This window comes from Clostridium sp. AWRP (genome assembly GCF_004006395.2).
In the GTDB taxonomy this organism is placed as follows: domain Bacteria; phylum Bacillota; class Clostridia; order Clostridiales; family Clostridiaceae; genus Clostridium_B.
Map to the genome: position 1 here is coordinate 4,127,907 of NZ_CP029758.2, position 13,762 is coordinate 4,141,668.

The following is a 13,762-nucleotide window of genomic DNA, read 5'->3' on the forward strand; positions in this document are numbered from 1 at the left end:
CATTTCATCAGATAAATAGATTTTATATGAATTAAGAAGATCAACAAATCGATTTATATAAAAAAGCCTTACAGTTTTGTAAGGTTTTACTGTTAGAGGCTAACTAATAAAATTTATAGTATAATTATCTAATGAATTTAAATATAAAATAGAATATAAAAATTATATTCTGTAATAGATATATTTTTAACCAAAAATATAAGGTGGAAATTATGTATAAAGAAAGTTCATTAATTACAACGAAATTAAATATCCCGATTGTAAGTTCAAAGCTTATTAAACGCCCAAGGCTTTTTAAGAAATTAGATGCCTATTTAAAATATAAGCTTGTATTAATCAATGCTCCAGCAGGATACGGTAAAACTGCCCTTATTACATCTTGGCTTTCTCAACGGCAAAAGAGAAAAACAATTATAGCATGGCTATCTTTAGATGAAGAAGACAATGATCCAGAGTTATTCTGGAGCTATTTTCTTTTATCGTTTTATAGAAGTGTAGAAAAAGAAAATTGCTTAAGTTCATATCGGATTTCGGAGCAATTTAATAGATTACAGCTAACTAATTTAATTAATAGTGCTGCTAATCTTGATATGGATGTGATTATTGTTATAGAAGATTTTAATGTAATAACTAATCAGAAGATTATTAAGGATTTCAAATACTTGATTAAAAATATGCCGCTTAATATGCACATTTTAATATCCAGTAGAGGTTTTATTGATTTAGGATTAGTAAAATTTAGAGTATCTGAAGATATTCTTGAAATTAATGAAAATGATCTAAGCTTTACTTTAGAGGAAACTATAGAGTTCTTTAATAAAGCTACCAATATATCCTTATCAAAAGAAAAATGTAAGCTAATAAATAATGAAACAGAAGGTTGGGTAGCTGCAATACAAATATCTGCATTGATGATGAAAAATCTAGATAAAAATAGCTTTGATAAATACATATATAGAGATAGAAATTTTATATTTAATTATATAGCTGAGGAAGTATTCTCAAATCTTCATGAAAATATAAAAAAATTTCTTGTTTTGACATCTATTTTTGATCAGTTTTCTTCTGAAATTTGTAATTATGTCTTAAATATTAATAATAGTCGAGAAATGATTAGGGAGATTCTAGCCCTAAATTTATTTGTAATAAGTATTGATGATGAGCAAAAATGGTTTAGATACCAGAATTTATTCAGAAGTTTTTTAAAAAGTCACCTTGATGATTTAGGAATAGAAAAGATATATGAACTATTTAATAGAATTGGAGAATGGTATGAATCGAAGAAACAAATTAGGATAGCAATTGAAAATTATATAAAGGGAAACAATTTTAAGAAAGCCTCCAAGCTTATACAGCAAATTAGTCCTCAAATACTACATAGGGGAGAAGCTAATTTATTATATAAATGGAACAGGATGCTGCCAGAGTTTATTGTTAATACTAATCCAAGGCTCATTTTAAATAGTGCATGGGGTGCATCTTCAGATGGCAATAAAGAAAAGGTAAATGAGTATATTAGAAAAGTTAAAGAATTAAAGTATACTGATTCAAAGCTGAAAGCTGAAATAGCAGGATTACGCTCTACAAATTTAATAGGTATAGATGATGTAGATGAGATAATAGAAGAGTGCAAAGATGTTATTAAAAGTTTAGAATCTAAAGAATTTTTAGCTCAATTGATAAACTTAAATGTAGCAATTGCATATTTTAGTAAAGGTAAACTTAATGAAGCAACTTGTTATTTTGAAAAATGCTTTTCAATAGGAATAGAAACAAATCAGTTATATATTGTGGTAGTGGCAAAGGTAGCTTTGAATACATTAATGAGATTACGCGGTAAATATAGTTGGATTAGGGATCAGAATGAAAAGTTAATTTCAAATTTAATTTTAAAAAAGAAGGTTTTACTGCCTACAATAGGGTTACTATATGAACAGTTAGCAGAAGTATATTATGAATGGAATGAACTTAAAAAGTCTTTAGAATATGCTAAGAAGGGCTTAAGTTTAGGAATAGATGGTGGAGATATTTGGGCAATTGCAGAGAATTATTTGGTTTTGGCAAAAATATATGATGCTATGGGTTTAGAAGAAGATTCTATAGCTTCAACTGAAAAAGCTGAAGAAATAATTGAAGACAATAACTTATCTGATATAAGATTAAGATTAGAATGTTATAAAGCTGAAATTAAGCTGCAAAAAGAACTTGAGAATCCTATTTCAAAACGGCTTGATGACATAATTCGTCTAAAGAAAGTGAACTTGGCAATTGCTTATCCTGATATTTATATAGTAAAAGTTAGATATTACATTAATGAAAATCTGTTAATCAAGGCAAAAGAAATAGTGGACATGCTACGAATAAGTGCTGAAGGAAATGGATTAATGGGGCTTCTAATAGAAGTGAAAATATTAAGTTCAATAATTTGTAACAAATTAGGAAATGAAGCTAAAGCACTTAGAAAATTAAATTCTGCAATTAATTTATCTTTAAAGGAAAAACCTATACGAGTATATTTAAATAAAGGAAATCTAATGAAAGGGCTTCTAAAGAAATTCAAGAGGAAATTTATAAATAATATTTCAGAAGAAAAGAATATTTATATTGATAAACTAATAAATAGCTTTAAAGTAAATCTAAAACACAATTTAATGGAGACAACTGTACCTTTAAAAGCAAGAGAAATTGAAATTCTTAAACTTATACAGGATGGAGCCTCAAATTCTGAAATATCCGAAGAATTGTTTATTTCCATAAATACAGTTAAAACTCATATTTTAAACATATATGCAAAGCTTGATGTCCATAGCAGAACAAAAGCAGTGGCTAAAGCAAAAGAATTAAATTTAATAGAATAGTTATTTAAAGGATGGTGAATAATCATCCTTTTTTTCATCCTTTTGGGTGATGAATTAGTAACTTTGAAAAATTATAATGTAAGCATTATATATATTAATAGTGTTATTTTGAAAGAAGGTAAAACAGAAATGATAGAATTTAAAGATAAAGTGGCAGTAGTCACAGGAGCAGCAAGTGGAATTGGATTAGCTATTGCTAAGAGATGTGCAAGTGAAGGCATGAAAATAGTTTTAGCAGATATTGAGGAAGATTCCTTGATTAAAGCAGAAGAGGAATTAAGAGTATTTAAAGCCGATTTATTATTAGTTGTCTGTGATGTATCAAAGGAAAAAGATATTCAGCTATTATCTAAAAAAACAATTGAGGCTTTTGGAAAAATAGATTTGCTATTTAATAATGCAGGGGTATCAACTGGAGGATTATTATGGCAAAATTCTGAGGCAGATTGGAAATGGGTTTTGGGAGTAAACTTATTTGGAGTTATTAATTCTATAAAAACTTTTATACCTATTATGATGAAGCAAAATAATGAATGCCATATTATTAATACTTCATCTATAGCAGGACTAACCTCTGCGCCTGGAAATAGTATATATGGTGTAAGCAAACATGGAATAATAAATATTTCTGAGACTTTGTATTATGAATTGAAGTTAGCAAGAGCCAAGATAGACGTAGCTGTTGTATGCCCAAGCTTTGTTAAGACTAGGCTAATTGATGCAGAACGTAATAGGCCTGAGGAATTTAAATCACCAGAAAGTGTGCAAAGTCAACAAAAGGAAATGATAAATCAAGTATTTAATAAAGGTGTGCTAAACGGAATTTCTCCTGAAAAGGTATCGGAAAAGATTTTTGAAGGAATAAGAAATAAAAAATTTTATATTTTCACTGATGATGATTGCAAAGCTATAATAAAACAGCGAATGGAAGACATACTTAATGAAAAAAGCCCAACAATTTATTTTTAAATGGAAGGATTGTAAATATGGAAAAGAAAATTATTATTATAGGAGCAGGAATTAGCGGCCTTTCAGCTGGCTGCTATGGACAAATGAATGGGTATGAAACAGAAATATTTGAAATGCAAAAGACTCCAGGCGGCTTATGCACCTCATGGAATAGAAAAGACTATATAATTGATGGATGTATTGATTGGGTTGTAGGTTCAAATCCAGATAGTATTTTGTATGATTTTTGGAAAGAAATTGGCGCATTTGATAATATAGAGCTTATAAATCATGACTATGTAATGAATGTTGAAGATGGAAATGGGAAGAAACTTATTTTATATAGCAATGTTGATAACCTTGAAAAACATTTACTTGAATTATCACCTAAAGATTCTGTAGTGATTAAGGAATTTACTGATGCCATAAGAAAAAGTTCATTTTTTAGCAAAAGTAAAAAAACTATATTCAATGATAAGTTTCTCAGTATGACAATGTATGATTTTCTTAAAGAATTTAAAAGCAAGTTTTTAAAAGAAGCTTTATCTGTATGTCTGCTGCCACTTAGACCCAAAGAATATAGCGTTGGAGGTCTTATTTTCAGGCTTTCATTATATAACAGAAAAGATGCTTTCTGGCCTGTTGGCGGTTCCCTTGCATTTGCACGTAATATTGAAAAGAAATATATTTCCTTGGATGGCAAAATTAAATATGGGAAAAAAGTTCAAGAAGTGATTGTTAAAAACAACAAGGCAATAGGGATAAAATTATCAAATGGGATTATACATTACGCAGATTACATCGTATCAGCGATAGATGGATATAGCACTATATTTAATTTATTAAAAGGAGATTATTTAGATAATGGGATAAAAAACCTTTTTAATAACAAAATAGATTTGCCTACATCAATGCAAGTATCTTTAGGTATTAATTGTGATTTATCAGATGAACCACATAGTATAGCAATAAAGCTTGATAATCCACTTACTGTTGGAAATATAACTAATACACATTTATATTTTAAACATTTTTCTTATGATTCTATAATATCAAGTCCCAATAAATCTGTAATAACATCAATTATTAGAACAGAATATAAGTATTGGAAAAATCTCTACAAAGACATTGAGATGTACAAGCTTGAAAAAGAAAAAATTTGTATGAAATTTATAGAAATTGTTGAAAAGAGGTTCCCAGAAACCAAAGGTAAAATTGAAATTACTGATGTTGCAACCCCAATTACATATCATAGATATACAGATGTGTGGAAAGGTTCATATATGGGTTGGTGGGCAAAATCAAAATCTATAATTCCACAAGTTTTGTTTGGACTTGAGAATTTTTATATTGCTGGACAATGGACTCAAGCGAGTGGAGGAGTTTCAGGATCAATGATGAGTGGGAGATCATGTATAAACAAAATACGTATGGATGATGGGAAACGATAGTATATCCACCTGTTCCACCAGAGTATAATAAGATTCATAATTATTACCTACCCCAAAATAAACCATCTTTATTGACAAGAATTATATTTATAATTATAATTAGACCAACGGTCTAATTATAAAAGGATGGTATATATGACAAGAACAAATAAAAATTTTAATAATAAAAAAAATCAACTGCTTGAAAAATTATGGAATATATTTATTACAAATGGTTATGAAAGTACAACTCTTTCCTTTATCATTAAAACACTAAATACATCAAAAGGCTCTTTTTATCATTATTTTTCTTCAAAAGAAGAATGTGCAGATGCAGCCATAGAAATGCACACTAATCTTTGGCTTAATGAGATAAAAGAAAAACTTCCAGAAAGATTGAAAGCTAAGGATAAACTGAAGCAGTTAATTTTAATTGGAATTGAAACAAGCAGCAGTAATGATGAGCAATATAAAAAAATTAATTCCCCATCTAATACAATATTTCATGAAAAATTAATGGTGAGTATTACTAAAAAATTTGCACCTCTTTATGCGGAAATAATTATTCAAGGAATCAATGAAGGAGTTTTTAATGTAAAGTATCCTCTTGAAACAGCAGAAATGATTTTAACTCTTTCAAATTTTTATTTAGATAAAGATTTGTTTAAATGGGATGAAAAGTCATCCGTTTTAAAAGTTATAGCTTTTGAAAATATTCTTGAAAAAATCCTAGGTGCTGATAAAAATACCTTTAATTTTATAAGTAGAATAATTAAAATGGAGGATTAATAATGAAAATATTAATTATTGGAGCAGGTGTAATTGGAACACTATATGCACAAGCTCTTTCAAATAAGAATGAAGTTATTCATTTTGTACATAAAAATAAGCTTAATGATATAAATAATAAAACAATACCTTTTGATATTATTGATGAACGTGAAAGCAAAAAAAATATGTACACAAAAGGAGAATACACCTATAGATGTGTAGATAAAATAGATTGCCATTACGATTTGATAATTGTTCCAGTAAATACCTATCAATTATATGAAACTCTTAAAACCCTTACAAAAGAGGCACCTAATGCAAACTATTTGATTTTTACATTGAACTGGGAAGGAACTAGAAAAATTGATAATATTTTAAACAAAGAAAATTATATTATGGGATATTCAGGCGGTGGAGGTACTTTTAAAGGAGAACTGCTCTTTGGAAATATAGGAAATGATGTTATGCTCGGATCTGTATATAAAAATCAGAAACCACTTCTTAATAGTACCGCTAGAATGTTTAAAGAATGCGGAATTATACCTAAAATTCCTGAAAATGTACTGCACTGGCTGTGGATACACAATGTTGGCTCAGCCCCTTTAGGAGTTGGACTTTCACAATATAACAGTCTTAAAGAATGTATCAAGGATAAAAAACTTATTAGCATTTGTTTTAAAGCAATGAGTGAAAGTTACAAAATATGCGAAAAACGTGGAGTTAATCTTAAAGATTTTCCAGAAACTAAAATGGCTAAAATACCATTTTTTATCCTCTACAGAATGTTTAAGCATAATTTTGAAAAGAACCCTATTATGCAGCGATATACAGCTCATGCAGTACTGGCAATTGATGAAATGAAAAGTAATTTTAAACAAATATTTAATACAGGAAAAGAATTGGGAATGAATATGCCCAATATGGAAAAGTTAAATAAATTAATTTAATTTTTTGCTTTTTAATTATTATTTAGGAATTAAAGTGCTATAATTTATTGGGAATAGTTATAGATTTGTGTAAAAAACAAACCTACACTTGTGCCCAATAAAAGTTAAATCTAGTAAATAGTACAAAATGTCTCCATTTATAATCACTTCATAGTTTTACTGTAAATAAGGTTTTAAGGCATCTCTCCATACTCTATAACCATCTCCATTTATATGTAATCCACTTACAGTATATTTATAAGATAATTTATTTTGATTAGGTAATGTAAAAAGGTGATATAAATCTATGTATTGAACACTTAAGCTTTTACAAAGCTTATTTAAAGATATATTTAAATCTGTTATTTGCTTTTCACTTGTACTAGTTTTAAATAAATCCTTATTTATTGGAAGAACACTTTCTACATATATTCCAGTATTAGGTAAGTCTTTGTTAATCCTTCCTAATATTTTAGAATAGTTTTTAGTAATTTCATTAGTAGATAGCCCTTTACCGATATCATTTATTCCTATCATAATAAAAATTTTTCGAGGCTTTAACTTTATAACCTCACTTAAACGATTTAAAACTCCAGAGGTAGTATCACCACTGATTCCACGATTTAATATGCAAGGATTATTTAGTAATTCATTCCACTGCCCGATATCTGTAAGACTATCCCCTAAAAATACTATTTGGCCTTGTTTATCATCTGAATTCATATACATCGTAACTTTTTGTATGTAATAATCAGAATAAGTTTTTTGATCTAAGCTTATATCTCCAACTTTTTTAGGCAGCATTTTATTTTCTGGTACAGCAGTATTACTTAATACGCCTACAGCTTTAGGTGAATGTGAAAAAAATTTAAAATACAAACATGAACACAATATAGTAGAAAAAATTATTGTGATAATTATTAATAGTTTTTTATTTTTCATATATGTCCTCCATCAAGTATTTAGGCATGACATATAAAGTGTCCCTCAACAAGTGCTGAGAGACACCCCATATTAACACCATGTATGTTTCTAATTGCCGCTTTGCTCAAATGTGCTTGAACCTACAACAAAATTAACTAATTCATTTAATTCATTTTCACTTAAACCATTTTTGTTTGAAGAACTAGAATCAAACTTGTAGCAAACACCATTTTCACTCCAAATATAAACTGTTTCTTTATTACCTTCACCATTTTTTAATTCATATTCATATTTAAAAACTTGTTTACCTGCAATATTTAATAACTGTGTCTTATTTTTTGTTAAGTTTCCACCTAGTCCTGGAATAGTAACATATCCTGTATTTCTTGCTTCCTCATACTGTTTATAATCTTTTGTTTGAAGCAGATTCCCCACTACAGCATTATTCTTGCAGTATTCTATGCCAAAATATTTATTCTCTTTGGACACAAAAGCACTTGAAATCTTTATATCTTTATTTGCACTATTCGGGAACTTAAATTTAAAACCAAGTACATTTTCAGCTGCTTTTAAATCATCTTTATCATAAATCTCATACTCTGAACTTTTACCTGGAGTATTATAATCTAACTTTTTTACTTCCTCTGGATATTTTATGGATGATGCTATTTTTTCTACTTCATCTTGAGAAAGATTTACAGACTCTATTCCCTGATATATACCACTATATTCTAAGCTATACCAGTTGCCTTCATCCTGCCATATGAAATACTTACTAACACTTTGAGTATTTTTAGACAATCCTTGATTCTTTTGAGCTGGTGTAAAAAATTTTGCAGTAACACTTGTTCCATTTATTTCTCCTAGCTTCATAGGTTGTTCTGACGTTTCAACTTTACCACCGTCTTTTTCAAATTGAGGATCTAAATCTACCACTTTCTTTAGTGCCTCTGTATAGTTTGTATGAAAAACTTTAAACGAAATACGATCTATTGGTATATTAGGCATATTATATTTATCATTAAAACTTATAGATAAAAAATTATCCTTATCTGAAATTTTTTCAACCTGAAAATAATTAATAACTTTATAGCCTACAGGCATATAATCTGGTACCTTGAATTTAAAACCAGCTACTGTTTGTGCTTTTGCTAAGTTATCATATTCTTTTACTTGTGAATCCACAAGAAACTGAATTTTTTGAGCAGAACTCATAGTGCTATTAGAAGTTACAGCAGGGATAGCATTGTTTCCCACAGCTTTAACACTAATACCATTAGCAAGTGTTAATCCTCCAACTAGTACACAACATAAAACAGCCGATGCAGACATTTTATAAGATCCTTTTTTGAATTTTGTTATCATTTTTATTCTCCCTTCGATTTGACTCTCAGTTTCAAAAAAAATTGCTGCTTGAGGATACCTAGCTAAATTTAAAGACTTTCTTGAAAAATTAATTAGTGTCATACCATAATCTACAGTCTCTTTTTCTCCAAGTATTTCAAGTACACAAGCATCACAAGCGCATTCTCTTTGCAACTTCATTTTATTCATAGCAAACCATACCAAGGGATTAAACCAATGTATTAAAACAGCAACTATACTAAGCGAATTATAAAATAGATCTTTTCTTTTATAATGAACTAGCTCATGTAAGATAATATATGAAAATTGTTTGAGGTTGTCCATATTAATTAGGCCTTGTGGTATATAAATTTTAGGTTTTAAAACACCTAATATACAAGGGCTTTTAAAATTGTCATATACATAAATAGGAATATCTATATTTATATCAGCTTTTTTCTTACATTCCCTAATTAGTGCTAACACTTCCGTATCATCAAGGGTTTTCAAAACTTTAAATTTCTTCTTGGACTTTACTAAAACTAATAAAAATATGGAAGCTATAATAAGCAATCCTGATAGCCATACACAAGAAGCTACCTTATATATATTCACAACTAACTTATTTTTATCTATACTTTGCCATTTATCTTTTATATACATAACTTGCTTATTTTCAATGTTGTTGTTATAATGGGGTTGACGTTTAGTACTATTCAAATTTGATTGGTTTAACCTTGAAAGATCCAAGGATAAGCTATGTCTTTTTTGGATAGTATTTTTATTTTGTGAAGTACCCTGTTCATTTCTCGTAAAAATACTAAACAAATTTATTTGATTTTGTGAAATTACAGGTATAATAAGTCTTATAAGCACTATAATCCATAGTGCATGTTTAAACTTTACACCAATATGGTTATTGAATAACTTCAAAATTAAAGTAATTATCAGTATTGCAATACTTGCTGTTAAGGAAGTTTGCAAAACCCATAAAAAAATCATTTGTAAGATTTCCATCTCTAACATTCCTCTTTCATAATAATCCAGAAACTCTTAAAGTTACTTCTTTTTTTCTTTTTTACTCTTAAGAAGCTTTTCAAGATGTTCAATTTCTTTTTCTGATAAAGACTCTTCTTCTAAAAACTTCGTAAAAAGGATACTTACAGCTCCATCATATACTTTATGAAGAAAAGATTTATTTTCAACTTTAATACACTCATCTTCTGAGATTAACGGATAGTAATTATAAATTCTACCTGACTTCTGAAACCCTATTATTTCCTTTTTTACGAGTCTTGCCAAAAAAGTTTTAATTGTTTGGGCTGACCATCCCATTTTATCAGATAAAGAATTTATTATTTTTTGAGATGTCAACGGGTTTTCCTTCCATATAACCTTCATTATTTCCCACTCAGCTGCTGATATTTTAGGAATATCTCTCATAATATACTCCTCTCCATTTTATAATCTACAATTGTAAACCAACAAATATAGTCTACAACTGTAGATGATACTTGTCAAGATATATTATAAATTTTTTATTAATAGCTTTTTAAGGTGTGTTACCTTTTAATGGGGTAATCACAGCCAACATGTACCCATAGTCAAAGTAAAAATCTATTTTTAATCTATAGATCTCCTTGAAACCAAAATAATAAGAAGAACAGCTTTTAGATTATTCCATTTATATTTGAACTTTTTATGTAAGAAGCATACAATAAATTAAATTGGGAAATTAAATTGGGAAATTTTATGTTTACAAGGTGCCATTTAACTTTAATCACAATATTTTTTAATAGATTTCATTTTACAAGTTTTTGTTTTAATAAATAGAAAGGAAATTTCATACCTATGGAAAGTTTAATTACTCTCAAAAATGCTAGTAAAATTTATGGAGATAAGTTTAAGATTAGATATGTTCCAGACCGTTTTCCTAAACTTAATTTTACTCCATGTAAATATATTTATTACATGGGAAAAATAGAAGGTCTTTCTCAAACATATATAGATAAATATTCAAACGAACTATTTCAAACTTTTAATATCGATTCAATGAAAAATATTCGTATAAAATGCTTATCAAAAGGTACAATTCAAAAAGTCGCTGTTATACAAGCCCTTATATCTAAACCTAATATATTACTATTAGATGAACCACTTTCAGGACAAGATGATAAGTCTCAAAAAAGATTTATTAACATAGTACAAATATACTGTGTGCTTTTGCAGTAGTATTAGTCTATTCTTTGTTTTTGATAATACTATTTATAAGATGCATGAAGAAAAGATTATTTTAGATTATAGTTACTATATCAATTAAGATTATTTATACATACTGTCTGAGATTTCAACATTATGAGTTAAACAGAACAAATATTTATATACAGGACGACATATTAATTATAATTATAATAATATACTTTTTAGCTATTATGCTTTACATAATAGCTAAACTATCGTATAATAATAAAAATGCTAGTATGTAATGCATAATAGTCGAAACAAGGAGTGATAATTTGAAGCAGACTCAGCTTTTAAAAGGCGTACTGGAAGGATGTGTACTTCTAGTTGTTTTAGAAAACGAAATATATGGATATGAAATGATTCAAATGCTAAAAAAATATGGGTTTAAAGAAATAGTTGCAGGTACTGTATATCCCCTGCTTCAAAAATTAGAAAAGCAAGGCTATCTTTCAAGTACAATAAAGCCTTCACCAGAAGGCCCTGATAGGAAATATTATTACATAACTACAGAAGGGAAAACTCATTGTAAGGATTTTGTTGAACAGTGGAAGGATTTAGAGTCCAAGGTTGATAATTTAATATGCTTGAAAGGAGAAAAATTGTATGAATAGAAAAGACATTTCTGTGAAAGAAATTATTGAAAGAAATAATGAATTGCGCAAAAAATTAACGGATGAAAATAGAGAGTATTATGAACAACTGTTGGTATATATTCGTACTGCTGGATTATTTTATGACGATCATGAGGTAGAGAACTTATTGATGCAGATTTTACAGGATATAATTTCCGCCCAGGAAGATAATCAATCTGCCGAAGAATTCTTTGGAAAGAATCAACAATTAGCAGCAGATGAATTGATTCATAACCTTGGTAAATCCAGCAAAAAAGAAACATTTAAGTTAACTGGTCTTGTCTTTGGCATTAGTTCTTTCTTTGAAGTACTGAGTGCATTAACTGCTCCAGACAAGGGAATAAATATTCTTATACTAATCATAAATGGTTTATTGAGCTTCTTAGTTGTAGAAATTGTATTTTTTATACTGCACAAAAGTATTTATACAAAAATCATTAAAGGAAAGGTTGCCGCTTTTTTGTCTATATGGCTCTTTGTTTCTTTGATAATTGGTTTGTTTGTATTGATTGATTTATTTACTCCTCACCTGATAACTATACATTTGTCAAATTTGTTCGGAATTTTTATTATATCTATATTACTTATTGCTGCCGCTTTCTTTATATTTAATTGTGACAAGCAGGAACGTCGTATATGGTGGCCTTTTCTACCACCTATATTTATTCTTTGTTTCATTGGAATCACATTAAGAATACCATTAACAAAAAACTGGATGTCAAGCAGTAATGGCAAAATTGCATCAGTTATATTAGTTATATTTGGGTATATTCTTTTCTTAGTGTTAAGTTACTTCGGATCTAAAGGTAAGAAAGAATAGTATTTTTTATATGGACGACAAATCTCTATCTAAAAATTTTAACTCATAAAAAATTATTTATTATACTTCAAATTTACTAATAAAATCAATTAATACATAATCGTACTGGACAAACCCAGTACGATTTTTTCATGATACCAACCTATTAAACTAAATATTATAGCTCTTCATCTAATTTTACTCTTAACAAGTTAGTTTTTACCTTAGCCGCATGTTTTATTTCATATGCTGGTATTCCATTGTTAATTGCTTGTGCAATTTCATCCATTTCCCTTTTTATTTTTTTCTTCGTCAGCATACCAGCCAAGTACTATTGATTTTTCTCCCCAAAACACTCCACTGTTAACACCTGTCAACCAATATTTAGTCATTATTACTCATTATTGTGTGAGCTATACATGCCTTAGGAAGTTTTTCTTTGCAAAAATCCCACCATTGGTTTTCCGTCATATTTCCTATTTCAATTTGATGTGGAAAATAATTATAGATTACGCCAGGAACAGAAGTTCCAAGAAGCATTCTAACATTGCCACATCCCATTTCACTAGAAAACAATTCATCACATTTAGAGCGAAATTCTGAAATAACATTAACACCTATTAATTCTTTCATTTTATCTTTAATTAAGATACAATTTTTCATTGGATAACGCACTAATTCTACCCTAGCATCCAATATAATCATATCTGGTACAGATACATCTACTATTACTTGAATGTCATGTTGATGATCCTTTAAATGTGATGTGGTTCTCCAAATATTATCCTCCACTTCATAATAGTTAACTTCAAAATTTCTTGAATAAAGACTCTTTTCCATAAATATACCTCCATAGTTATACTCAGCACTGACTATAATGACATTT

The 13,762-nt window shown here is 28.5% G+C and carries 13 protein-coding genes; 8 read left to right on the forward strand and 5 right to left on the reverse strand.

Annotated elements, in window-relative coordinates; translation table 11 throughout:
* Positions 1–212 precede the first annotated feature (212 nt).
* From DMR38_RS22600 to DMR38_RS19280, 5 genes are all read left to right on the forward strand, one after another.
* Entirely contained in the window at positions 213–2,858 is a 2,646-nt protein-coding gene (locus tag DMR38_RS22600) for a LuxR C-terminal-related transcriptional regulator (RefSeq protein ID WP_127723067.1), read from the forward strand.
* A gap of 42 nt (positions 2,859–2,900) precedes the next feature.
* A complete protein-coding gene (locus DMR38_RS19265; protein ID WP_243124369.1) occupies positions 2,901–3,827 on the forward strand; it encodes an SDR family NAD(P)-dependent oxidoreductase in 927 nt (308 codons plus the stop codon).
* Positions 3,828–3,844: 17 nt separating this feature from the next.
* Positions 3,845–5,257, forward strand: coding sequence for an FAD-dependent oxidoreductase (locus DMR38_RS19270; RefSeq protein ID WP_127723069.1), 1,413 nt, complete (start codon positions 3,845–3,847; stop codon positions 5,255–5,257).
* A gap of 135 nt (positions 5,258–5,392) precedes the next feature.
* Complete coding sequence (locus DMR38_RS19275) at positions 5,393–6,025, forward strand: TetR/AcrR family transcriptional regulator (RefSeq protein WP_127723071.1); 633 nt, start codon at positions 5,393–5,395, stop codon at positions 6,023–6,025.
* A 2-nt stretch (positions 6,026–6,027) separates the two neighbouring features.
* A complete protein-coding gene (locus DMR38_RS19280) occupies positions 6,028–6,954 on the forward strand; it encodes a 2-dehydropantoate 2-reductase N-terminal domain-containing protein (protein WP_127723073.1) in 927 nt (308 codons plus the stop codon).
* Between the two features lie 156 nt (positions 6,955–7,110).
* Here the strand turns inward: DMR38_RS19280 and DMR38_RS19285 are convergent, their stop codons facing one another.
* The 3 genes from DMR38_RS19285 to DMR38_RS19295 form a co-directional block, all read right to left on the reverse strand.
* Positions 7,111–7,875: a GDSL-type esterase/lipase family protein gene (locus DMR38_RS19285; RefSeq protein WP_127723075.1), complete on the reverse strand. Its 765-nt coding sequence runs from the start codon at positions 7,873–7,875 to the stop codon at positions 7,111–7,113.
* A 90-nt stretch (positions 7,876–7,965) separates the two neighbouring features.
* On the reverse strand, positions 7,966–10,218 hold the full coding sequence (locus tag DMR38_RS19290; protein ID WP_175413074.1) for a M56 family metallopeptidase: 2,253 nt from the start codon (positions 10,216–10,218) through the stop codon (positions 7,966–7,968).
* A 42-nt stretch (positions 10,219–10,260) separates the two neighbouring features.
* On the reverse strand, positions 10,261–10,644 hold the full coding sequence (locus DMR38_RS19295) for a BlaI/MecI/CopY family transcriptional regulator (RefSeq protein ID WP_127723079.1): 384 nt from the start codon (positions 10,642–10,644) through the stop codon (positions 10,261–10,263).
* 408 nt (positions 10,645–11,052) lie between these two features.
* Between DMR38_RS19295 and DMR38_RS19300 the strand changes: the two genes are divergently transcribed.
* The 3 genes from DMR38_RS19300 (at position 11,053) to DMR38_RS19310 (ending at position 12,897) form a co-directional block, all read left to right on the forward strand.
* On the forward strand, positions 11,053–11,433 hold the full coding sequence (locus tag DMR38_RS19300; protein WP_127723081.1) for an ATP-binding cassette domain-containing protein: 381 nt from the start codon (positions 11,053–11,055) through the stop codon (positions 11,431–11,433).
* Positions 11,434–11,717: 284 nt separating this feature from the next.
* Positions 11,718–12,056, forward strand: coding sequence for a PadR family transcriptional regulator (locus tag DMR38_RS19305; protein ID WP_127723083.1), 339 nt, complete (start codon positions 11,718–11,720; stop codon positions 12,054–12,056).
* A complete protein-coding gene (locus tag DMR38_RS19310; protein WP_127723085.1) occupies positions 12,049–12,897 on the forward strand; it encodes a hypothetical protein in 849 nt (282 codons plus the stop codon). Before DMR38_RS19305 ends, DMR38_RS19310 begins: the two co-directional genes overlap by 8 nt.
* A gap of 157 nt (positions 12,898–13,054) precedes the next feature.
* On the opposite strand, the gene DMR38_RS22155 is transcribed toward DMR38_RS19310, so the two are convergent.
* A complete protein-coding gene (locus DMR38_RS22155; RefSeq protein WP_207670767.1) occupies positions 13,055–13,195 on the reverse strand; it encodes a hypothetical protein in 141 nt (46 codons plus the stop codon).
* Positions 13,196–13,260: 65 nt separating this feature from the next.
* The gene (locus DMR38_RS19315) at positions 13,261–13,716 is read right to left on the reverse strand and encodes a DUF2889 domain-containing protein (RefSeq protein ID WP_127723087.1); all 456 of its coding nucleotides are present in this window, start codon (positions 13,714–13,716) and stop codon (positions 13,261–13,263) included.
* Between the last annotated feature and the right edge of the window lie 46 nt (positions 13,717–13,762).

Excerpts from the sequence above, each read along its gene's own strand:
- DMR38_RS19280 (WP_127723073.1), top strand. The coding sequence starts at position 6,028 with ATGAAAATATTAATTATTGGAGCAGGTGTAATTGGAACACTATATGCA.
- DMR38_RS22155 (WP_207670767.1), bottom strand. The coding sequence starts at position 13,195 with ATGCTGACGAAGAAAAAAATAAAAAGGGAAATGGATGAAATTGCACAA.
- DMR38_RS19295 (WP_127723079.1), bottom strand. The coding sequence starts at position 10,644 with ATGAGAGATATTCCTAAAATATCAGCAGCTGAGTGGGAAATAATGAAG.
- DMR38_RS19285 (WP_127723075.1), bottom strand. The coding sequence starts at position 7,875 with ATGAAAAATAAAAAACTATTAATAATTATCACAATAATTTTTTCTACT.
- DMR38_RS19275 (WP_127723071.1), top strand. The coding sequence starts at position 5,393 with ATGACAAGAACAAATAAAAATTTTAATAATAAAAAAAATCAACTGCTT.
- DMR38_RS19310 (WP_127723085.1), top strand. The coding sequence starts at position 12,049 with ATGAATAGAAAAGACATTTCTGTGAAAGAAATTATTGAAAGAAATAAT.
- DMR38_RS19300 (WP_127723081.1), top strand. The coding sequence starts at position 11,053 with ATGGAAAGTTTAATTACTCTCAAAAATGCTAGTAAAATTTATGGAGAT.
- DMR38_RS19315 (WP_127723087.1), bottom strand. The coding sequence starts at position 13,716 with ATGGAAAAGAGTCTTTATTCAAGAAATTTTGAAGTTAACTATTATGAA.
- DMR38_RS19290 (WP_175413074.1), bottom strand. The coding sequence starts at position 10,218 with ATGGAAATCTTACAAATGATTTTTTTATGGGTTTTGCAAACTTCCTTA.
- DMR38_RS22600 (WP_127723067.1), top strand. The coding sequence starts at position 213 with ATGTATAAAGAAAGTTCATTAATTACAACGAAATTAAATATCCCGATT.
- DMR38_RS19270 (WP_127723069.1), top strand. The coding sequence starts at position 3,845 with ATGGAAAAGAAAATTATTATTATAGGAGCAGGAATTAGCGGCCTTTCA.